The sequence below is a fragment of the Curtobacterium sp. VKM Ac-2861 genome (assembly GCF_013204965.1).
GTDB lineage: Bacteria > Actinomycetota > Actinomycetes > Actinomycetales > Microbacteriaceae > Curtobacterium.
The window spans coordinates 598,128-619,712 of sequence record NZ_JABMLA010000002.1; the positions used below are offsets into that span (position 1 = coordinate 598,128).

Annotated in this window: 20 protein-coding genes; 13 read left to right on the top strand and 7 right to left on the bottom strand. The window is 71.3% G+C overall.

All coding sequences use genetic code 11. From position 1 onward, the window contains the following. Positions 1 to 101 precede the first annotated feature (101 nt). Genes HQQ88_RS07735 through HQQ88_RS07745 form a run of 3 tightly spaced genes read left to right on the top strand, consistent with a single transcriptional unit; the run spans position 102 to position 3,966 of the window. A complete protein-coding gene (locus HQQ88_RS07735; RefSeq protein ID WP_123339283.1) occupies positions 102 to 1,493 on the top strand; it encodes an MFS transporter in 1,392 nt (463 codons plus the stop codon). Beyond that, on the top strand, positions 1,490 to 3,205 hold the full coding sequence (locus HQQ88_RS07740; protein WP_173169095.1) for a dihydroxyacetone kinase family protein: 1,716 nt from the start codon (positions 1,490 to 1,492) through the stop codon (positions 3,203 to 3,205). Before HQQ88_RS07735 ends, HQQ88_RS07740 begins: the two co-directional genes overlap by 4 nt. After that, entirely contained in the window at positions 3,202 to 3,966 is a 765-nt protein-coding gene (locus tag HQQ88_RS07745; RefSeq protein ID WP_173169096.1) for a triose-phosphate isomerase family protein, read from the top strand. The genes HQQ88_RS07740 and HQQ88_RS07745 overlap by 4 nt, the downstream gene beginning before the upstream one ends. On the opposite strand, the gene HQQ88_RS07750 is transcribed toward HQQ88_RS07745, so the two are convergent. From HQQ88_RS07750 to HQQ88_RS07760, 3 genes are all read right to left on the bottom strand, one after another. After that, positions 3,963 to 4,637, bottom strand: coding sequence for a response regulator transcription factor (locus tag HQQ88_RS07750; protein ID WP_173169097.1), 675 nt, complete (start codon positions 4,635 to 4,637; stop codon positions 3,963 to 3,965). The two genes, HQQ88_RS07745 and HQQ88_RS07750, sit on opposite strands and share 4 nt — an antisense overlap. After that, positions 4,634 to 5,845 (bottom strand): sensor histidine kinase, encoded by a 1,212-nt coding sequence (locus tag HQQ88_RS20125; protein ID WP_131878012.1) that lies wholly within the window; start codon positions 5,843 to 5,845, stop codon positions 4,634 to 4,636. Before HQQ88_RS20125 ends, HQQ88_RS07750 begins: the two co-directional genes overlap by 4 nt. A 249-nt stretch (positions 5,846 to 6,094) precedes the next feature. After that, positions 6,095 to 6,781 (bottom strand): SDR family oxidoreductase, encoded by a 687-nt coding sequence (locus HQQ88_RS07760; RefSeq protein ID WP_173169098.1) that lies wholly within the window; start codon positions 6,779 to 6,781, stop codon positions 6,095 to 6,097. 108 nt (positions 6,782 to 6,889) lie between these two features. On the opposite strand from HQQ88_RS07760, the gene HQQ88_RS07765 reads away from it, so the two are divergent. Further along, positions 6,890 to 7,642: a helix-turn-helix transcriptional regulator gene (locus tag HQQ88_RS07765; RefSeq protein ID WP_173169099.1), complete on the top strand. Its 753-nt coding sequence runs from the start codon at positions 6,890 to 6,892 to the stop codon at positions 7,640 to 7,642. Next, complete coding sequence (locus tag HQQ88_RS07770) at positions 7,639 to 8,481, top strand: hypothetical protein (protein ID WP_216834281.1); 843 nt, start codon at positions 7,639 to 7,641, stop codon at positions 8,479 to 8,481. The genes HQQ88_RS07765 and HQQ88_RS07770 overlap by 4 nt, the downstream gene beginning before the upstream one ends. 13 nt (positions 8,482 to 8,494) lie before the next feature. Here HQQ88_RS07770 and HQQ88_RS07775 read toward each other — a convergent pair whose 3' ends face one another. Then, positions 8,495 to 9,145, bottom strand: a complete 651-nt coding sequence (locus tag HQQ88_RS07775; protein WP_235035995.1) for a helix-turn-helix domain-containing protein — start codon at positions 9,143 to 9,145, stop codon at positions 8,495 to 8,497. Next, positions 9,142 to 10,659, bottom strand: a complete 1,518-nt coding sequence (locus HQQ88_RS07780) for an APC family permease (RefSeq protein ID WP_173169100.1) — start codon at positions 10,657 to 10,659, stop codon at positions 9,142 to 9,144. The genes HQQ88_RS07775 and HQQ88_RS07780 overlap by 4 nt, the downstream gene beginning before the upstream one ends. A gap of 233 nt (positions 10,660 to 10,892) precedes the next feature. On the opposite strand from HQQ88_RS07780, the gene HQQ88_RS07785 reads away from it, so the two are divergent. From HQQ88_RS07785 to HQQ88_RS07810, 6 genes are all read left to right on the top strand, one after another. Next, positions 10,893 to 12,386: an APC family permease gene (locus tag HQQ88_RS07785; protein ID WP_123292882.1), complete on the top strand. Its 1,494-nt coding sequence runs from the start codon at positions 10,893 to 10,895 to the stop codon at positions 12,384 to 12,386. Positions 12,387 to 12,466: 80 nt separating this feature from the next. After that, entirely contained in the window at positions 12,467 to 14,506 is a 2,040-nt protein-coding gene (locus tag HQQ88_RS07790) for a primary-amine oxidase (RefSeq protein WP_173169101.1), read from the top strand. A 1-nt stretch (position 14,507) separates the two neighbouring features. After that, positions 14,508 to 15,107 (top strand): hypothetical protein, encoded by a 600-nt coding sequence (locus HQQ88_RS07795; protein ID WP_173169102.1) that lies wholly within the window; start codon positions 14,508 to 14,510, stop codon positions 15,105 to 15,107. 118 nt (positions 15,108 to 15,225) lie between these two features. Continuing rightward, positions 15,226 to 15,408 carry a hypothetical protein gene (locus HQQ88_RS07800; RefSeq protein WP_123292879.1) on the top strand — a complete coding sequence of 61 codons (183 nt, stop codon included), beginning with the start codon at positions 15,226 to 15,228 and terminating at the stop codon, positions 15,406 to 15,408. Positions 15,409 to 15,426: 18 nt separating this feature from the next. Next, complete coding sequence (locus HQQ88_RS07805; RefSeq protein WP_123292878.1) at positions 15,427 to 15,963, top strand: MarR family winged helix-turn-helix transcriptional regulator; 537 nt, start codon at positions 15,427 to 15,429, stop codon at positions 15,961 to 15,963. A gap of 151 nt (positions 15,964 to 16,114) precedes the next feature. After that, the gene (locus HQQ88_RS07810; protein WP_131844991.1) at positions 16,115 to 16,729 is read left to right on the top strand and encodes a TetR/AcrR family transcriptional regulator; all 615 of its coding nucleotides are present in this window, start codon (positions 16,115 to 16,117) and stop codon (positions 16,727 to 16,729) included. A 144-nt stretch (positions 16,730 to 16,873) separates the two neighbouring features. Here the strand turns inward: HQQ88_RS07810 and HQQ88_RS07815 are convergent, their stop codons facing one another. Further along, positions 16,874 to 17,989, bottom strand: coding sequence for a Gfo/Idh/MocA family protein (locus HQQ88_RS07815; protein WP_111083744.1), 1,116 nt, complete (start codon positions 17,987 to 17,989; stop codon positions 16,874 to 16,876). Further along, the gene (locus HQQ88_RS07820) at positions 17,986 to 18,786 is read right to left on the bottom strand and encodes a sugar phosphate isomerase/epimerase (protein ID WP_173169103.1); all 801 of its coding nucleotides are present in this window, start codon (positions 18,784 to 18,786) and stop codon (positions 17,986 to 17,988) included. Before HQQ88_RS07820 ends, HQQ88_RS07815 begins: the two co-directional genes overlap by 4 nt. A gap of 255 nt (positions 18,787 to 19,041) precedes the next feature. Between HQQ88_RS07820 and HQQ88_RS07825 the strand changes: the two genes are divergently transcribed. Both HQQ88_RS07825 and HQQ88_RS07830 read left to right on the top strand, forming a co-directional pair. Beyond that, a complete protein-coding gene (locus tag HQQ88_RS07825; RefSeq protein WP_123294465.1) occupies positions 19,042 to 20,340 on the top strand; it encodes an MFS transporter in 1,299 nt (432 codons plus the stop codon). Positions 20,341 to 20,344: 4 nt separating this feature from the next. Then, complete coding sequence (locus HQQ88_RS07830) at positions 20,345 to 21,577, top strand: MFS transporter (RefSeq protein WP_173169104.1); 1,233 nt, start codon at positions 20,345 to 20,347, stop codon at positions 21,575 to 21,577. Positions 21,578 to 21,585 lie beyond the last annotated feature (8 nt).

The window sequence follows — 21,585 nt, forward strand, 5'->3', positions numbered from 1 at the left end:
GCCGAACGGCCAGACGGCCAGACGGCCGAACGGCCAAACGGCCACCAGGCCCGACCGCCGGACGCCCCGAAACCGCAACGTGCTCGCAAAGGAGCGAACCCGTGTCACTTCCCCCTGCCCCCGCGCTCGGGTCGACGAACGACCCCGGCCTCAAGTCCGCCATCGGCAAGGCGACGAAGCACCTCATGCCGATGCTCGTCATCCTGTACTTCGTCGCGTTCCTCGACCGCACCAACGTCGGGTTCGCCGAAGAGGCCCTGAGCGTCGACCGCGGCATCTCCGACGCGGCCTTCGCGCTCGGCGCCGGCATCTTCTTCATCGGCTACGCGATCTTCGAGATCCCGTCGAACCTGCTGCTCAAGCGCTTCGGTGCCCGGTTCTGGCTCGCCCGCATCGCGGTCACGTGGGGCATCGTCGCCGCGCTGTTCGCCTTCACGACGAACGACACGATGTTCATCGTCCTCCGCTTCATCCTCGGTGTGACCGAGGCGGGGCTGTTCCCGGGCGTGATCATGTACCTGTCGGAGTGGTTCCCGAACAAGGTGCGCGTGCGGATGTTCGCGATCTTCTACCTGGCGCAGCCGTTCTCGCAGATGATCGGCGCCCCGTTGTCCGGCGGACTGCTGAGCTTCGGCGACCAGGCGACCCCGTTCCACGGCTGGCAGGTCATGTTCTTCGGCGAGGGGATCCTCGCGGTGCTCGCCGGCATCGCGGCCCTGGTGTTCCTGACGAACAGTCCGCAGCAGGCGAAGTGGCTCGAACCGGGCGAGAAGCAGTCGCTCACCGCGGCGATGGCGCGCGAGGACACCGCCCGCAGCGCGGACGGCCCGACCGGCATCTGGAAGGCCATGGCGAGCGGCCGGGTCTGGTACTTCACGATCATCTACTTCTGCCTGCAGGTCGCCGTGTACGGCACGACGTTCTACCTGCCGCAGCAGGTCTCCTCGCTGCTCGGGCAGGACGTCGGGTGGCAGGTCGGGCTCGTGACCGCGATCCCGTGGCTCGTCGGACTCGTCGCCTGCTACCTGGTCGGCTCGAAGGCGGACTCCGTCGGTCGCCGCCGTCGCTGGGGCACCATGTTCTACATCACGACCGGACTGTCGATCCTCGGGTCGGCGTGGGCCGGTGCGAACGGGCAACCGATCCTGGGCATCGTGTTCATCACGCTGGCGGTCGCGAGCTTCCTGGCCGTCGGCCCGATCACCTGGGCGTACCCGACGGCGTTCCTCACCGGGGCAGCCGCCGCGGCGGGCATCGGCCTGATCAACTCGCTCGGCAACCTGGGCGGGTTCGTCGCCCCGATCATGCGCACGGCGATCAACGAGGTGGTGCCGACCGACAGCGGTGCGTTCGGGATCGTCTCGCTCGGGGTCCTGGCGTTCGTCGCGGCCGTGATGATCTTCTGCACGAAGTTCTTCCGGGGGTCGAAGGCGGATGATCTCCTCGACACCTCGCATGTCCGCACCACGACGTCGAAGGAGACGAACGCGTGACCAGACTGTTCAACGACCCGGCGGACTTCGCCGACGAGGCGACCGACGGCTTCGTCGCCGCGAACGAGCGATGGGTGCGGAAGGTGCACGGCGGCGTCGCCCGCGCCACCACCAGCCCCGACGGCACGGTCGCCGTCGTGATCGGTGGCGGCTCGGGCCACTACCCCGCGTTCGGCGGGCTGGTCGGGCCGGGCCTGGCAGCCGGTGCCGCGATGGGCAACCTGTTCGCCAGTCCCAGCGCCCAGCAGGTCGCCGGTGTCGCGCGGGCGTCCGAGCACGGCGGCGGGGTGCTGCTGAGCTACGGCAACTACGCCGGTGACGTCCTGAACTTCGACGCCGCGGCCCGCACGCTCGAGGCCGACGGCATCCCGGTCCGGACGGTCCGGGTCACCGACGACGTGGTGAGTGCGCCCGCGGACCGCGCACAGGAACGGCGTGGCATCGCGGGCGACCTCTGCGTCTTCAAGGTCGCCGGCGCCGCCGCCGAGCAGGGCCGCAGCCTCGACGAGGTCACGGCCGTCGCCGAGCGCGCCAACGACCGCACGCGGTCGTTCGGCGTCGCGTTCTCCGGCTGCTCCCTGCCCGGTGCCGACGAACCCCTGTTCACGGTGCCCGAGGGGCGGATGGCCATCGGCATGGGCATCCACGGCGAGCGTGGGATCGACGAGACGGACGTGCCCACCGCGGACGGCCTGGCCGAGCTGCTGGTGTCCCGTCTGCTCGACGAACTGCCCGACGGGGTGACGCTCGACGGAGAGAACGGCGCGCGCGTGGTGCCGATCCTCAACGGCCTGGGCAGCGTCAAGTACGAGGAGCTCTTCGTCGTCTACCGCTCGGTGCAGCAGCGGCTGGCCGACGCGGGGGTCGTCATCGTTGAGCCCGAGGTCGGCGAGCTCGTCACGAGCTTCGACATGGCCGGTGTCTCCCTCACCCTGTTCTGGCTCGACGACGAACTCGAGGAACTCTGGGCAGCGCCCGCCGACACCCCCGCGTACCGCAAGGGCGGCGCCGTCCCGCAGGAACGCGTCGACCCCTCCACCGTCGAAGCGGATGCCGAAGGAGTCGCCATCGGCGCGGCGAGCGACGGCTCGCGCGCGGTCGGCGAGCAGGCTGCGGCCGGCTTCGCCGCCGTCCGCGCGCTCCTCGACGAGCACGCCGACGAGCTCGGACGCATCGACGCCGTCGCGGGTGACGGCGACCACGGCATCGGCATGCAGCGCGGCGCGCACGCCGCAGACGCCGCAGCCACGGGAGCCGTAACCGCCGGCGCAGGTGTCGGTTCCGTCCTGCGGATCGCCGCAGACGCCTGGTCCGACAAGGCCGGCGGCACGTCCGGTGCGATCTGGGGAGCCGCCCTGGAGGCACTGGGTCGCGTCCTCGGGGACGACGAGCGTCCGTCGGCCGCCACGGTCCAGAGCGCGGTGCACGCCGCCGCCGAGGCCGTCCTCGCGTTCGGTGCGACCGTCGGCGACAAGACCATGGTCGACGCGCTCGTGCCGTTCGACGAGGTGCTCCGCGCCCGGATCGACGCGGGAGCGTCGCTCGCGGACGCCTGGGCCGACGCCGTCAGCGCCGCCCGCGAGGCCGCCGACGCCACCGCGTCGCTCGTGCCGAAGATGGGCCGCGCACGCACCCACGCCGAGCAGGCCGTCGGCACACCGGATCCCGGAGCGGTGTCGTTCGCGCTCATCGTGGAGACCCTCGCACCGTGATCACCATCGGGGTGTCGCTGAAGACGTACTTCTCGCACGCCCGGACCCTGGAGTGGTCGGGGGTCGTCGCGGAGATCGCGCGGCGGCACCCAGCGACCCGATCGGGGGCGGCCACGCTGTTCGTGGCGCCGACGTTCCCGGCGCTCGTGCCCGTGCGTGACGTGCTGGCCGGGTCGGGGGTGCTCCTCACCGCGCAGGACCTGTCGTGGGCCGACGAAGGAGCGTTCACCGGCGAGGTCTCCGGCGCCGAACTGCGGGAGATCGGGGTCGACCTGGTCGAGATCGGGCACGCCGAACGACGTTCCCTGTTCCACGAGGACGACGCGACCGTCACCGCGAAGGTGCACGCGGCCTTCCGCAACCACCTGCGTCCGCTCCTCTGTGTCGGGGAGACGACCCGGGCCTCCCATCCGGGTGCAGCGGAAGCGGTGGCGGAGGTGACCGCGCAGCTCGACCGTGGTGTCTCGACGGCCATCGCGGACGGTCTGGCCGGGGCGATGACCGTCGCCTACGAGCCGGTGTGGGCGATCGGTGCGCCCGCGCCGGCGCCGGACGACCACATCGTGGCGGTGCTCGCGGGGATCGAGCAGCACCTCGCCACGCGACCCGAGCTGCGCGGGAGCAAGGTCCTGTACGGGGGCAGCGCCGGGCCCGGCCTGCTCACCCGTGGGCAGGGGCGGATCGGCGGGTTGTTCCTCGGTCGGTTCGCGCACGACCCGGCTGCGGTCGAGGCGATCCTCGACGAGGTCGCAGCAGCCTAGGACCCGTCGCGGGTACCCGCCAGCCCGTGGTCGTGCGCGTAGACCACGAGCTGCACGCGGTCACGGAGCGAGAGCTTGCCGAGGATGCTCGAGATCTGCGTCTTCACGGTCGACTCGGTGACGTACTCCTTCGTCGCGATCTCGGCGTTCGAGAGCCCGCGGGACGCCCAGCCGAACACCACCCGCTCCCGCTCGGTCAGCGCCTGGAACTCGGGCGGCTGCGGAGCCGGTGCCCTCGCGACGTCGGTGCCGAACAGCTGCGCGAGGTCGTTCGGGGCGATGACGGAGCTGCCCTCGTGCACTGCCCGGACCGCCGCGAACAGGAACGTCGGGGTGGCGTCCTTGAGCAGGAACCCGCTCGCACCGAGCCGGATCGCGGTCGCGGCGGCGGGGTCGAGGCCGAACGTGGTGAGCACGACGACCCGGGGGAGCGGGCCCTCGACGGCGCCGGAGAACAGCTGCCGGACGGTCTCGACGCCGTCCATGCCCGCCATCCGCATGTCGAGCAGCATCACGTCGGGTCGGAGTTCCTGGATGCGGGCGAGGGCCTCGGCACCGTCCGCGGCCTCGCCCACCACCTGCATGTCGTCCTGCGCGTCGAGCACCACGCGCAGACCGGCGCGGAACAGCGCCTGGTCGTCGGTGAGCAAGATCTTGATGGGTTCGGTCATCGGACGGGTCCCCCTTGGACGTCGAACGGGATCCGGGCGCGTGCGGCGAACACGTCGTCCAGCGCGGCGGCGTCGAACGACCCGCCGAGTGCGGTGAGGCGGGTGTGCATGCCGTCGATCCCCCGGCCGGAGCCCCCGGTGGTGCCGTCACCGACGACGTTCTCGACCTCGAGCACGACGTCGGCGCTCCGCCAGGTCTCGCGGACCACGACAGGCAGCCCCGGAGCGCCGTGCCGGAGCGCGTTGGTGAGCATCTCCTGCAGCACGCGCCGTGCTGCCGTGCCGGTGTCCGGTCGGAGCGGGACGGGGACACCGCGCACCGTGCGGTCGACGTCGACTCCGGCGTCGCGGATGCCCTGCACGATCTCCTCGAGCGAGCCAGGATCGGTCGTCTCCCCGGAGCCGTCGATGTGCCCGAGGACCTGCCGGACCTCGAGCAGCGAGCTGCGGGCGGTGCTGGCGATGGTGGCACTGACTTCGCGGATGCGGGCCTCGTCGGCCAGGAACGGCACCGAGTCGGCCTGCGCGATGATCACCGCGAGCGAGTGGCCGACGACGTCGTGCACGTCACGGGCGATGTCCGCGCGGATGCGCTCCGACTCCGCGACGTCGATGGCACGGGTGGCGGTCGCCTCGGCTTCGCTGGCGACGGCCTCGGCGCGCGACGCGGCAGCCTCGGCATCGGCTCGACGGACGGATTCGCGGTCGCGCGACCGGAAGGCCCGGACGGCGACCCCGCCCGCCCACACCCCGAGGAGGGCGGCGACCGGTGCGGCCATCGCGAGGAACGCCTGGTCGCGGGGGCCGTTGAGCAGCACCAGGTACCGGAAGCCGGTGACGGCGAGGTAGAACGTCGCGCCGACACCCGCGACGAGCGCGAGCACCCCGGAGAGGATGACCTCGGTCCGGGTCCCGACGACCGCCGCGGTGCCGATGACGACGAAGATGGCGAGGTCGACGAGTGACGGGCGCTCGCCGCCGCCGACCTGGATGATCCCGAGGACGACCACCATGAGCATCGCCGCCGACGGGGAGACCCGACGGAGGGCGATCGCGCCGGCGGCGGCGAGCACGGCGAAGAAGCTCGCGTGCTCGAGCTCGACCTCGAGCGGCAGCAGGAAGACCAACGCCGCCAGGACCGCCCACGCCACGTCGACGACGATCGAACGGGTGGCGAGCGGCCGGATGAACGTGCGCCGGTCCGTCACGGCTCGATCATCGCATGCCGCCCACGCCGGGCAGCGCGGACCGACGTCACGCGCCCGGGGTCATGGCGGCGAGGGCGATGACGGTGGTGGCGACGATCGCGGCGCAGAGCAGCAGCGTGGCGATCGTGTGTTTCGTCGAGGACTCCATGTCACCAGACTCGCGGTCCGGAGTCGCCGGGGCATCGTGCGCAGGGGCGAAGCGCTTCGTCCCTGCGGGTGAAGCGAGGGGCGAGCACCCGGTACTCGGGCTCAGACGACGACGGATCCCCGCTGGCGGTGCGCGATCGAGACGGACTCGCCGGACACCGCGTTGAGCGGCGACGACAGGAACGCGATGAGGTTCGCGATCTGCTGCGGGGTCGAGTCGCCGGGGCCCCCTGGACGGACCTCGGCGGACGGGGTGTCCGTCACGGTCCCGGGGTTGACGACGTTCACCGTGACCCCGGTGCCCGCCACGTCGTCGGCCAGGTTCTTCGCGATGACGCTCACCGCCGTGTTCCGGAGCGACGCCGTGATGTTGCCGGAGAAGTAGGCGTTCTGCCCGCTCACGACGACCACGCGGCCGAACCCGGCCTCGCGCTGGGCGGGGAGCACGGCATTCGCGACGCGGAGGAACCCGAGCGCCTTGCCGTCGATCGCGTCGAGGACCTGCTCCGGGTCGGACTTCCGGGCCGGGTCGAGGGTGCTCGCGCTCGGGGCAGCGGTCACGACGAGCACGTCGATGCGCCCGTGCCGCTCGAGGACAGTGGCGATGCCCGCGTCCACGGAGTCCTGCGAGGCGGTGTCGATCGACACGCTGTCGTCGGAGTCGTCGGCGCTGCGGGACGCGACGACGACGGTCGCCCCCTCGACCCGGAGGCGGTCGGCGACGGCGGCACCGATGTACCCCTTGCCTCCGACGACGAGTGCGACACGGTTCTTGAGTTCGAGGTCCACGCGCCCACGCTATGCCGATCACCGGGCCGAGGTCATGGGGCGCAGTGCGCGTGTTCTCGAATTCGAGACGACTCACCGCAACTGTCTCATCCTTGATACGATCAGGGGGTGCACATCGACCAGGTCATCCCCGAACTCCGCGGCACCGCTGGCTTCGGTGCGACCCGGATCGCTGCCCGTTCCGGAGTGAGCCGGCCGACGGTCTACCGCATGCTCGGTGGCGCGTCGCCGCGGGTCGACGACCTCCGCGAGCTCGCCATCGCGGCGGGCTTCGACCTCGACGTCACCCTCTCCGTCCTCAGCGATCCCCTCGCAGCGGTGGCGGCGCGGTCACGGCTCGGCGATGACCGCCTGGCCGACTGGGCCGACCCCGCGTCCGAGTGGGTCGCACGTCTCGAGCGGTTCGTCGGGACTGCGGAGCACGCGGACGCTGCTGCCGTGATCGCGGAGGCCGGAGTTGCGGCCGGTCCGCTCAACCGGGACGGAATCGTCCTGCTCACCGCCGACACGTGGGACATCGATCGCCTCGTGTCCGCCGGGCGCGCGTCGAACGCGCCGTGGGCGCTGTCCGGCTGGGCGGCGCTCGACGCACTCGGCATCGGTGACGGCATCGTCGCGCCGACGATCGTCTGGACCGAGGATCCCCGCGCGTTCGCCCAGCTCCTCGGTGACACGTTCCGCCGCGGACGAGGTGAGGCCGTGGACGTCGCCGTCGTGCCCGCGCACCCGTCCGTGTTCATCGGCGCGACCGAGATCGAGGCGGTCCACCTCGTCGACCCACTCCAGGGCCTCATCGACGCCGCCGGCCTCGGGGAGTCCGCCCGGAGCGCAGTGGCGCAGTACGCGGGGGGCGGCCGATGAGTCCGCAGCAGCCGTGGGACCTCGGCCCTGGCTCGTACGTCAAGCGGCCGGCGCGGCCGACGCCCGTCCCACCCGAGGAGCGCGCCGGATCGGTCCGGACGGCACCGGACGAGGCCCTCGCCGCGACCGGGGTGTCGTGGGACGCAGCCCGGATCGACCTCGGTCGCATCGGACGGTCGTCGTCCTCGCGTGCGCGCCACCGCTTCAGCGCCGTGCTCCCCGATCTCGTGTGGAACGCCGCAGCGCTCGAGGGGAACACCTTCACCCTGCCCGAGGTCCGGACGCTCCTGGACGGTGTCACCGTCGGCGGGCACCCCATCGAGGACGAGCGCCAGGTGTTCGCGCTCGTCGACGGCTACACGCATCTCGATGCGCTCGTCGCGTCACAGGGATTCGTGCTGTCGAAGGTCGTCTCGGACGACCTGCACGGCCGCGTCGCGGTGCACGAGGCCATCGAGTCCGGGGCCTTCCGCGGGGAGGGCGACGTCGGTGGCGGTGGAGCCGTCCGGTTGGCGTCAGGCGGCGTGGTCGACGGTGTGCCGCAGGACGAGCTCGAAGAGCGGTTCGCATCGATCTGTGCGTTCGTCGGAGCGCTGGAGGACCCCCGGGAACGTGCGCTGGCCTACTTCGCAGCGGCGACGCGATCGCAGTTCTACTTCGACGGCAACAAGCGCACGGCTCGCCTGATGATGACGGGTCTGCTCATGTCGGAGGGGTACGACGCGGTGAGCATCCCCTTCGTGCGCCAGTTCGAGTTCAACCAGGCGTTGGACGTCCTCTTCACGCGGGACGATGCGACTCCGCTGATGGCGTTCGTCGCCGACTGCGCTGCGTCCTGAGCGAGGTCCTTCCTCACCCGAGCAGCGGCTCGAGCCGCGTCACCGCCCGGCGCAGGTGCACCAGTGCGTCCCCCGGCGACGACACCCGGGCCGCCGGCGCCGACAGGGTCAGCCCCGCCACGAGTTCTCCGCGCTCGCCGCGGACCGGGAGCGCCAGGCACCCGAACCCCGCCGTGAACGCGCCGACCTGGTGCACCGGGCCGAGGCCCCCTTCGGCGTGCAACCGCCCCATCGCACTCGACCCGGGCGTCGCCCGCAGCGCGGCTTCGTCGAGCAGCGGGAAGTCCGGGTCGACGTCGATGTCGCGCACACCGGCGGCGTCGTAGCGCGCCAGGTGCACGCCCGCCCGGACGGCGGAGCGGACGTCGGCGAGCACCGACCGCACGGCCCGGGGCAGCGGTGCGAGTGCCGGTGCCGGCGACACCCCGGCCAGGTCGGCGACCTTGTGGCCGAGGGCGAAGCCGCGCAGGTCCGGCAACCGGACGAGGTACTCGTCCTCGACGAGCAGCGTGATGAGCCGGTACGTGGTGGCCCGCGGCATCCCGAGGGCCTCCGAGATCTGCTGGGCGGTGACGCCCGGTCCCGCGTGCGCGGCGGCCTCCAGCACCGCGAGGGCGTTCTGGATCGCCTTCGGCTGCCGCGCGCGGAGTCCGGGTTCGCTCACCGCACCTCCGCCTGGTGGCCGGTTCCGGCGAACGGACGGGAGGCCCCCAGCAGGTCCGCCTCGACCGGCACGTCGTACACGGCGTGGCTCCGACCCCGCCGCCAGGGTCGCCGACGCGTGGCCACCAGGAACGCGACCACCACCGCGGCGACCGTCCCGACGGCGAGGGCGACGGCCGGCCAACGGGACGACGCGGCCTCGACCACGAGGTAGGTGAGCAGGACGGCGGTCAGCAGGACCCCGGTCGTGACGGCGACCACCGCCACCCCCGCCGTCAGCTCGCCGATGCGCCGCAGGAACACCGGGGCCGCGAAGCACGTCAGGGCGTACGCGGCGATGTACCCGAGGGCGGCGACGACGAGCTCGGTCTCCATCAGCGTCCACGTCGGGATCCCGCTCGCCAGGCCCAGGACCGGCAGCACCGTGAGCACGCCGCACGCGACCGCGCCGGCCACGAACGGGGTCCGGAAGCGCGGCGACGCCCGACCGAGCACCCGGGGCAGGACCCCCTCGCGGCCCATCGCGAACAGGACCCGCACGAGCGCCGTGGTCGAGGCGATCGCGCACGCCGCGAACGACGCCGCGATCCCGAGGTCGAGTGCCCACCCGATCCACTGCATGCCGAAGGCGTTCGCCAGCTCGTTCACGGGCGAGGCGCTCGACGCGAGGTCGGCGCCCACGGCGGCGAACCCCATCTGCTGAGCCGCAGCGCTGACCACGTAGAGGACGCCGGCGACCAGGACGGTCCACGAGATCGCGCGGGGGATCGCCTGGAACGGGCGCCGGGCCTCCACACCGAGCACCGACGCGCTCTCGAACCCGACGAACGCGGTCACGGCGAGGGCGGTACCGACCGCGAACGACGCCGGCTGCGTCGGCCCGAGGGCGACGGCGGAGGCGTCGGCCGGGTGCAGGCGCGCGACCAGCGCGACGATCAGGACCACGATGACCGCCACTGACAACGACTCGACGAGCAACGTCAGCCGGGTCGACAACCGGACCCCGAGCGCGATCACCGCGAAGACGGCCGCGCCCATCACCAGCACCACGACGATCGTGACCAGGGCGTCGTCGCCGGCGGCCGGCACGAAGCGGGACAGCAGGTAGTCGAGGTAGTAGCCGCTGCCGGTGAGCGAGAACATCGCGATGAAGCCGTACCCGAGCAGCAGGGCGGCGCCCGCGACGACCCCGGCGACCGGGCCGAGCCCGAGCGAGACGTAGGTGTAGAGCGACCCGGTGCCGGCGACGCGTCGGACGAACTGGTTCACCGTCCGCCCGACCAGGAACGACAGCGCCATCGCGGCCAGCAACGACCACGTGGCACCCTGGCCGGCGACCGTCGCGACGAGGACCGGGATCGTGGTCGCGGCAGCGGACGGTGCCACGGCGGACACCGACTGCGCGAGCACGTCGACCGGGCCGATGCTCCGCCGCGACAACCCGTCGACGGGGGAGCGCGTGCCGACGCCGGGCACCCGTGGCGGGTCGGCGATGGCTCGGTCGAGCGCGGTCATGCGGCAACCGTAGGGCTGCGCCGTTGCGCCCGTGTCTCGGTGGTGTTTCGGCCGCGTCTCACGCAAATGAGACGCCTCCGACGAGCACGTCCCATTCGACGGCGACAGGGCTTCACGCCGGTGGAACGGCACCGCAACGGCGGCACGGGACCGTGGTCACACCAAGCACCACCACCTGCGATCCCCACCCACTCCGTTCCACCCACCTCGTTCCACCCACCCGGAAGGCCACGATGTCCAGCATCACGAAGGACCCCGCGTCACTCGGAGCCGCACCCGCGCCGCAGCGGACCATGCGCGGCTCGCTCGGCGTCACCGCGATCGTGTTCATGGTCGTCGCGGCCGCCGCCCCGCTCACCGTCGTCGGCGGAGCCGCCCCGCTCGGCATGCTGCTCGGCAACGGCGTCGGGTTCCCGTCGCTGTACGCCGCGTCGGCCGTCGTGCTGCTGCTCTTCTCGGTGGGCCTGGCGGCGATGACCCGGCACGTGCCGCGGCCCGGCGCGTTCTTCACGTTCGTCGGGCACGGGCTCGGTCGTCCGGCCGGCGCGGGAGCCGCCACGCTGGCGCTCCTGACGTACACGACCATCCAGGTCAGCGTGCACGGGTACATCGGGTACCTGCTCGGGGTCACCGTCACGGGCCTCGGCGGGCCGGACATCCCCTGGTACGTCTGGTCGCTCGTCGTCGTGGCCCTGGTCGGGATGCTCGGCTACCGGCACATCGACCTGTCGAGCAAGGTGCTCGGCGTGATGCTCGTCGGCGAGGTCGGCATCGTGCTCGTCCTGGTCGCAGCGATCGTGTTCCGCGGCGGGGCCGACGGCCTGTCCCTCGCACCGTTCGAGCCGACGCAGATCATGTCCGGGTCGCCCGGCGTCGGGCTGATGTTCGCCATCGCCGCGTTCATCGGGTTCGAGGCCACCGCGATCTTCCGCGACGAGGCGAAGGACCCGGAGCGGACCATCCCGCGTGCGACCTACACGGCCGTGATCGGCATCGGCGTCTTCTACACACTCGCGTCGTGGGGGCTCGTGATGGCGTGGGGCCCGGACGGCATCCTCGCCGAGGTCGCGAAGGACCCCGGATCGCTCATCCTCACCACCGCCGCGCAGTACATCGGCAGCGCCGGGGAAGCCGTGCTCAACGTGCTGCTGCTGACGAGCATGTTCGCCTGCGTCCTGTCGTTCCACAACGTCATCACCCGGTACCAGCACTCGATGGCGAACGCGTCGCTGCTGCCCGGCCGGCTCGGCGACGTGCACCGGAAGCACGCGTCGCCGCACACCTCGAGCCTGGTGCAGACCGTCACCGCCGCCGTGCTGATGGTGCTGTTCGCGGTGCTCGGCCTGGACCCGGTGCTGCAGGTGTTCAGCTGGTTCGCCGGCGTCGCCACCCTGGGCGTCGCGATCCTGATGGCCGCGACGAGCCTCGCCGTCATCGTGTACTTCCGCCGCAACCCCGGTGACCGGCGGGTCTGGAACACCATCGTGGCCCCCGTCCTCGGGTTCCTCGGGCTCGTCGCCGCTGCCGTCCTGATCTGGGTGAACTTCCCGACGCTCGTCGGCGACGTCGACGCCTCGGGCGCGAGCGTCTTCGGCGTCGTGAGCATCGTGCTCACCGGCCTGGTCGTGGTCGTCCCCGTCATCGGCGTGGTGCAGGCGGTGGTGCTGCGACGCCGCAGTCGGAGCCGCTACGAGCTGATGCTCGACCGTCTCGCCACCGAGAGCTGACCCGCCGGGCGCACCACGCGCCTCCCGGCCGAACCGACCTGACCCCACGCACGACGCAACGCGCAAGGAGCACCACGCACATGACGATCACCGACCCGACCACCGTGACCACCGACGCAACCACCACCGCGCACCCGCTCGGCAGCCTGACGCCCGACGAGTTCACCGCCGTCCGCGACCTCGTCACGGCGCAGCCGGACTGGACCGACACCACCCGCTTCGCCTACGTCGGCCTCGAGGAGCCGCACAAGCAGGAGGTCCTGGCGTGGCAGGCCGGCGACGGCCCCCTGCCGGACCGCACGGCCCGGGTGATGCTGCTCGACATGGCGACCGGTCGCTCCACCGACCGCGTCGTGTCGATCACCACCGGCGCGGTGTTGCGGACCGACGTGCTGGACGGGTCCCGTGGCCAGCTGCCCGTCCTGATCGAGGAGTTCGACGCCGTCGGCGAGATCGCGAACGCGGACGAGCGCTGGGTCGCCGCCCTGGCGAAGCGCGGACTGTCCGCCGACGAGGTCAAGTGCGTGCCGCTGTCCGCCGGGTACTACGACTACCCGGAAGAGGTCGGTCGGCGCATCCTGCGCGTGCTCGCGTTCAAGCAGGACCACCCGGCCGACCACGTGTGGGCGCACCCCGTCGACGGCCTGTCGGCGTACGTCGACGCGGCGAACCGGGCCGTCACGCGGATCGTGGACGTGGCGGACATGCCCGTGCCGACCACTTCGGGGAACTTCGACGACCCGGCGATGCAGGGCGAACCGCTCGACCTCAAGCCGATCGTCATCACCCAGCCCGAGGGGCCGTCGTTCCGCGTCGACGGCGAGTTCGTCGAGTGGGCGAACTGGCGGTTCCAGGTCGGCTTCGACGCCCGCGAGGGACTCGTGCTCCGCCAGCTCTCGTGGCAGGACGGCGAGCGGCTGCGCCCGATCGTGTACCGGGCGTCGATCGACGAGATGCTCGTGCCGTACGGCGACCCGTCTCCGGTGCGGTTCTGGCAGAACTACTTCGACACCGGCGAGTACCTGTTCGGTCGCTTCACGAACTCGCTCGAACTCGGCTGCGACTGCGTCGGCGAGATCCAGTACTTCGACGCCGTCCTGGCCGACGAGCTCGGCAACCCGCAGACCATCCGCAACGGCATCTGCATGCACGAGGAGGACTTCGGCACGCTCTGGAAGCACGGCGACATCTACACCGGGTCGCAGGAGGTCCGTCGGTCCCGCCGCCTGGTGATCTCGTTCTTCACCACCGTCGGCAACTACGACTACGGCTTCTACTGGTACCTCTACCTGGACGGCACGATCGAGTGCGAGGCGAAGCTCACCGGCGTGCTCTTCACGTCCTCGTACCCGGGGCTCTCGGAGTCCGGCGACGACTACCCCTACGCCTCCGAGGTCGCCCCCGGCCTCGGTGCCCCGTACCACCAGCACCTGTTCTCGGCGCGACTCGACATGATGGTCGACGGACTGTCGAACGCCGTGGACGAGGTCGACGCGGTCCGGGTGCCGGTCGGACCGGGCAACGAGCACGGCAACGCGTTCACGAAGTCGGTGACCCGCATCGCATCGGAGTCGACGTCCGGGCGTCTCGCCGATGCCTCGAAGGCCCGCACGTGGTTCGTCTCGAACACCGAGGAGCGCAACCACCTCGACCGCCCCACCGGCTACGTGCTGTACCCGCAGGACGCCCCGGTGCTGCTCGCCGACGACTCATCCTCGGTCGCGGCCCGTGCCGAGTTCGCCCGCAAGCACCTGTACGTCACGCAGTACGACCCGGCGGAGCGCTTCGCGGCCGGTGACTTCGTGCACCAGAACCCCGGCGGCGACGGGGTGGCCCGGTACGTCGAGGGGGACCGGTCGCTCGACGGCGAGGACATCGTGCTCTGGCACACCTTCGGCCCGACGCACTTCCCGCGGCCCGAGGACTGGCCCGTCATGCCGGTCGACTACGCCAAGTTCACGCTGAAGCCGTACGGGTTCTTCCCGCGGAACCCGGCGCTGAACGTGCCGGCGGCCATCGGGGCGTCCGCCGGGTCGCACTGCTCGCACCACGTCTCCGGCGCCGTCGGGGCCGCACACGACGCAGCCGAGCACCAGCACGACCACGGGCACGGACACTGACGTGACCGACCTGCTCGGGCTCGCCGCGATCGTGCCGGCGTCCGCCGGGGCCTGCTGCACGGTCGGGGCATGGCGCCCCGGCCGTGCGGTCGACGTGGTGGCGGCAGTGGTGATGGTGGCCGCGATGGTGGACGGGGCCTTCGGGCCGCGCGTGCTGCCCGGGGTGCTCTGGTTCGTGGTGCTCGCGCTGCTGGCCGTCGTGGTCGCCGCGGTGCACCGGGTACAGAGTGCGTCCGGCGCGTCTGGTGCGTCCGGTTCGGTCGGGAGGCCCGGGTCGGCTCCGGCGGTCCGGGTCGCGTCGGCGCACGCCCGGTTCGGGCGACTGCACGCGGCGCTCGGTCTGCTGGTGATGGGCGCGCTGGGCGTCGGCATGGCGCACGACCCCGGCATGTCCGGCATGGCGGGTGTCGGCGTGCACGGACACGGCGGCGCAGTCGCAATGACGTGGCAGGTCGTCCTCGGCGGCCTGACCGTCGGCTACCTGCTGCTCACCGCCCACATGGTGCGGGACGGCATCCGGCGTCGGACCCGCGCGCTCCCCGTCGTCGAGACGCTCGCCATGGGGATCGCGGTGGCGGTGATGGCCGCAGCGATGGTCTGAACCGGTTCGGCGCGCGAAACGTACAGTTTGCGAATCGTTCGTTGCGGAAAACGTTCACGTCGTGAAAGAGTTCGAGCGTCCGCAGGGGACGAACGGCCGCAGAAGGGCGGGATCAGACATGCACAGCACGTACTCCGGGATGCCTCGGGCGGCACGGATCGGCGGCAGCCACACCCGCATCGGTCTGACCGACCCGGCCGTCATCGACGCCTACGTCGAGCGCCGCATCGAGGACCCGTCGCTCCTCGCCGGTCGCGCCGAGCCGGCGTACGCCGACTTCTTCACCGTCCCCGCCGCGTAGCAAGGAGCGCATGATCACATGCCGTTGACCGTCGTCCGTCGAGAGCACGTCCACCTCTACGCCCACGAGCCCCGATCCGAGGCCGCGAAGACCGCCGTCGACGCCCTGCTGCGCCTCCAGCACGCCGAAGAGCAGCAGATCGAGTCCGCACGCATCGAGAGCGGTCTGAGCAAGAACGAGTCCCTGGCGATCCGGTACATGCTCCAGGCCCACCGCGACGGCCGCACCATGGGCCCCAAGGACCTCGCCGTCATGCTCACCGTGTCGAACGCCTCGGTCACGAAGCTCGTGGACGCGCTCGTCGACAAGGAACTCCTCGTCCGCACCGCGCACCCCACCGACCGTCGTGCGCAGGTCCTCGAACCCACCGACCTCGCCGCCGAGAAGATCGATGCCTCGTACGCCCGCTTCCACGAGGCCGTGGTCGGGGTCCTCGACCACCTGTCCGACGCCGACAACGCCGTCCTCGCGGAGTCGCTGACCAGGATCGTCGACGCGCTCGCCGACGGTGAGCCGGCACCGGTCGACGAGTACACCGTCGACGACCAGGACTGACGAGCCCGGGCTGAAGCGAGCCGGGCCGACGCGACCGGACCGACGCGACCGAGGCGGTCGACGCGACCACCCGTCGACGGGAGGCGCGGTACCGGATCGCTGCGGGCCTCCAGACGGTGGCGGAAAAACCTTCCAGCGGTAAGTTGGGTGCATGACGCACCCCGCCGACGACGACGCGGCCCCGCCGCGACGCGGCGGGTACCGCAAGGGAGCCGAGCGCCGGACCCAGATCCTCGACGAGATGATCCGCATGGTCGCGGAACAGGGCGTCGACGCATCGTCGTTGCGGTCCGTGGCCGAGGCCCTCGGGATCACCCACGCGGCGCTCCGCCACTACTTCCCCAGCCGTGACGAACTGCTGCTCGCCGTCTACCGCGAGCACGAGGTGCGCGAGCAGGGGGCGCCCGACCGGTTGAAGTCGGCGATCGGGGACATGCGCGACAGTGCCTCGCGCAACCGTGCGGTGCCGGGCCTGGTGCAGCTCTACACGACGCTCGCGGCCGACGCCGTGCAGGAGGGGCACCCGGCGACCCGTGACTTCATGCGGGAGCGGTTCACCCGGCTCCGGGCCGACCTGGCCGCGTTGATCGCGGCGGACCAGGCGGCGGGGCGGATCCGCGGCGACCTGGACCCGGTCGACCTCGCTTCGCTGAGCATCGCGGCGTCCGACGGGCTGCAGGTGCAGTGGTTGCTCGACCCCGAGGCCGTCGACGGCGAGAAGGTGCTGCGGTTGCTCGAGCAGATCGTGCCGGCGCCGCCGGAGTGAGCGCGGCGCGTGCGTGCGCGCGGCGCGAGCGTGGAGCGTGGCGCGTGGCGCGTGCGTTTCGTGAGCAGAAATGGTCGGGTTCCCGTTCGGGACCCGACCATTCCTGCTCACCAGGTGCGGCGCGGTGCGCGACGCACGACGTGACTACGCGTTCGCGGCCTCGGCGAGGACCGCGGCGGCGGGGTCGAAGTCCTCGGGGAGCGGCTGGATCGGGTCGATCGACGAGGTGATCTCGACGGACTGACCCGACTCGGCGGCATCGCGGATGCCGAGCATGACGTCCAGCGCGTGCGACGCGACGGCACCGGAGGCGCGCTCCGGGCGGCCCTCGGCGATCGCGCGGGCCAGCTCGACGACACCCGTGCCACGGCCCCAGGTGGAGCCCTTGTGCGTCAGCGTGGTCGGCTCGTCCTTGCCGAGCGTCCACAGCGTGCTGTCGCCGTCGAAGACGTTCGGGTCCGGCAGCACGATGGTGCCCTCGGAGCCGTTGATCTCGACGAAGCCGTTGCGGGGCAGTGCGTGCTGGAACGACAGGGTCGTCTGGGCCGACTGGCCGCCCTCGAACGAGATGAGCGCTGCGTGGTGCGTGGGCACCTCGACGGCGAACTCGGTGCCGGCGCGGGGGCCGGAACCGATCACGCGCGTCTCGCGGGACTTCGACGACACGGCCTGCACGCGCGAGGCGGCGCCGAAGGCGTGCAGGAGCGTCGTGACGTAGTACGGGCCGATGTCGAACAGCGGACCGGCGCCCTGGGCGTACAGGAACTCGGGGTCCGGGTGCCACTGGTCCGGTCCGGGCACGTGGAACATCGTCGTCGCGGTGAGCGGCGTGCCGATGTCGCCACGGGCGATGGCGCGGATGGCGGTCTGGATGCCTGCACCGAGGACGGTGTCGGGGGCGCAGGCGTAGCGGACACCGGCGGCGGCAGCGGCTGCGAGCAGCTCCTGCGCGTCCGAGGCGTTCGTCGCGACCGGCTTCTCGCTCCAGGTGTGCTTGCCGGCAGCGATGATCTGCTGCCCGACCTTGGCGTGCTCGGCGGGGATCGTGATGTTCACCACGATCTGGATGTCGTCGCGGGCGAGGAGCTCCTCGACCGTGCCGGACGCGGGCACGCCGTACTTCTCGGCCTGGGACGCGGCGCGCTCGAGGATGAGGTCGGCGACCATCAGGACCTCGACGTCGGCGAACTGGGTCAGGTTCGTCAGGTACTGGTCCGAGATGTTCCCCGCACCGATGATGCCGACTCCGATGCGGCTCACTTGTCGTTGTCCTTCAGCCATGCGAGGGACTCGGTGATGCCCTGGAAGACGTCGCCCGAGTAGGCGTCGAACTCGACGACGCGGATGGCCTGCGGCGCCGCGGCGAGGATGCCCGCCACGTTCACGTCGCCCTGGCCCGCGGGGGTCTGGTTCTCGAACGCACGCTGCAGCGCCTCGGGCACGACGAGCGCGCTCTCCGACGAGGGCAGTGCGGTGAGGATGTCACCGTCGACCTTGCCGTCCTTGACGTGGATGGCGACGACGCGGTCGCCGAGTGCCTTCAGGACGGCGGGGGCGTCGGCGCCACCGACGGTGGCCCAGAAGGTGTCGAGCTCGAGCACCGTCTCCGGGCTGATCTGCTCGACGAAGTGGTCGTAGACCGTGCGGCCGTCGACCTTGTTCGTGAACTCCCACTGGTGGTTGTGGTAGCCGAACTGCAGGCCGCGCGAGGCTGCCTCGGCGGTCAGGACGTTGACGCGCTCGGCGATCTTCGCGACGTCGTCGGCGGTCTGCCAGCGGTCGGTCGGGATGAACGGGTCGATGACCGTCTGGATGCCGAGGCGCTCGGCGGCGTCCCAGATCGGCGCGGTGTCCTCGGCGTCGATCACGGCGACGTGGCCGGACGGCGCCTTGAGGCCGGTCGCGGCGAAGGCACGCTCGAGATCCGTGGCACGCTCGACGAACGCGTAGGGCTCGACGTTCTCGTACCCGATCTCGGCGACACGGGCGATGGCCTTGTCGAGGTCTTCGGCGATGGCGTCTCGCAGCGAGTACAGCTGCACAGAAGTGGTGGGCATTGCAGAGGCTCCTTCGGTCCTGTCTGGGTGTCGCGACTCCCAGGTGTCGAAGCACCGGGTGTCGCAGTCCGTCGAGGAGCGATGCTCCACGGCGAGATCGATGACGACGCTACCCCAAAAACCACCCGGTGTGTAGTTTTTGCGTCCCCCCGTGTCGCACGTCATTACATGAACGACACCTGTCGATGTATGCTCAGCCAGTCAAAACCGTGCACAAGACGGTTTTGGCCACCAGCATCGACTCGAGGAGGCGTCATGAGCACACCCGAACCCGGCAGCCCGGCACTGTTGCACCCCGAAGAGGGCATCACCCAGCCGATCAGCACCGTGAAGGTGGGCATCGGCTACCAGATCGCCCTGTTCCTCGGGCAGTTCGGCCTCTTCGTCGCACTCATGGCACCGGTCTACGTCAGCATGCAGCTCAAGGCGCAGGCCCTGGTCGGCGACGACGCGGCGAACGTCATCGGCTCGGTGCTGCCGATCGGCGCGTTCGGTGCGCTCATCATGAACCCCCTCGCCGGCGCGCTGTCCGACCGCACCCGCACCCGTTGGGGTCGTCGCCGGCCCTGGCTGCTCAGCGGTGTCGTCGTCTTCGCGATCGCCCTCGCCTGGATCGCCTACTCGCCCGACGTCCTGAACCTGACGCTGGCCTGGCTCCTCGCCCAGCTCGCCGCCAACGCGACGCTGGCCACCCTGCTCGCGAGCTTCGCCGACAACGTCCCCCAGCTGCAGCGCGGCCGTTCGTCGAGCATCATCGCCCTCGCGCAGAACATCGCCGTGCTCGCCGGCACCTACCTGTCGGTGTTCTTCGTCGCGAACCTGCCCGTGCTGTTCATCGCACCCGGCATCCTGGCGATCATCCTCGTCGCGGTGTACGCCGTGGTCGCCCGTGACGACCTGCCGACGTACAAGCTGAAGAAGTTCACGTTCCTGAACCTCATCGCCTCGTTCTGGACGAACCCGATCAAGAACCCGGACTTCGCGTTCGCCTGGTGGTCGCGCTTCCTGATCATCTTCGCCACCTTCATGTTCACGACCTACCGCCTGCTCTACATGGAGAAGCACCTCGGCATCGAGGACGCGAAGGAGGCCACCGCGGCCGTCGCCTTCGGTGTGCTGCTCTACACGATCGCGCTCCTGGTCAGCGCGGCGCTGTCCGGCTGGGCGTCCGACAAGATCGGCCGTCGCAAGGTCTTCGTCGGCGGTTCGACGGCGATGTTCGCCGTCGGCCTGGTCGTGCTCGCGCACGCCGACACCGTGAACGGCTTCTACGTGGCCGAGGTCATCATGGGCTTCGCCTACGGCATCTACTCGGCCATCGACACCGCGCTCGTCGTCGACGTGCTGCCGAACGCCGACCGGCCCGGCAAGGACCTCGGCGTCATCAACATCGCCAACGCGTTGCCGCAGTCGCTCGCCCCGGCCGTCGCACTCTTCTTCCTGAAGATCGGGTCGGGCGACGCCGCCGACAACTACACGCTCATGTGCTGGGCCGCCGGTGCGATCGCCATCATCGGTGCCCTTGTGGTGATCCCCATCAAGCGGGTTCGATAGCCGGATGCACACCTCCGGGGTCGACGTGGACCGCAGCCAGCTCGCCGGGTGGCGGAACGCGATCATCGTCGCGTTCGCCATCGGCGGGATCAGCCTGGCCGGCTGGGGTCCCCGGCTCCCGGAGCTCCGCGTCGAACTCGGTGTCGACATCGGCACCATCGGTCTCATGCTCGGCGGTGTCACGATCGGCTCGATCGGCGGGCTGCTCAGTGCCGCCCCGCTGCTCCGGCGCCTGGGCGGCCGACGTGCCCTGACGGCGGTCGCCGTCCTGGTCCCCGCCGCACTGGCGCTCATCGGCGTCGCCGCTGCGCTGCACTCCGTGCCGCTCGCGAGCGTCGGGTTCGTCGTCGCCGGTGCCGGGATCGGCGCGCTCGACGTCATGGCGAACGTCGAGGGCACGGCGATCGAGGCGCTCGCCGGTCGCACGCTGCTCCCGTTGATGCACGCCGCCTGGTCGGGAGGCGCGGCTCTCGGTGCCGGGATCGCCGCCCTCTGCGCGTGGCTGGGCATCACCCCCTCGGCCCAGTTGATCGGTGAGGCCGTCGTCATCCTGGTGGTCGGCGTGATCGCCATGCGTGCGATCCCGGACGGCACGCGCGCCGAGGAACACGACACGACGCTCACCCCGCGGCAGCGCCTGCGGCAGTGGGCGCGCGGCTGGGCGGACGTCCGCCTGCTGCTGATCGGCGTCGTGATGCTCGGCGTCGAACTCGGCGAGGGGTCGGCGAACAACTGGCTCGCCCTGGCGACCACCGACGGACACGGCCAGACAGCGACGGTCGGCGCACTCTTCTTCACCGTGTTCGCCGTCTCCGAGGCCGCGACGCGCGTCTTCGCCGGCCCCGTGGTCGACCGGCTCGGACGGGTCCGGACGGTCCGCTGGACGACCGCGCTCGGCATCCTCGGCGCCGTCCTGTTCATCGTCGGCACGACCTGGTGGCTCACGCTCATCGGCGTGGTCCTCTGGGCGGTCGGCGTCTCGATGGGGTTCCCGCTCGGCATGTCGGCAGCGGCGCAGAGCGGCCCGAACCCGGCCGCCCGGGTCAGCGTCGTCGCGTCGATCGGGTACTTCGCGAACTTCGCCGGCCCGCCCGTCATCGGCGCGATCGCCGAGCAGGTCGGCGCGCTCAGCGCGCTCTGGTTGATCGCCGTGCTCTTCGTGGCCGCCTTCGCCGCATCCGGGTCGCTGCGTCCGGTCGCCGAACCGACCCACGAGCGGGTCAGCGACCCTCGGTAGCGTGGAGC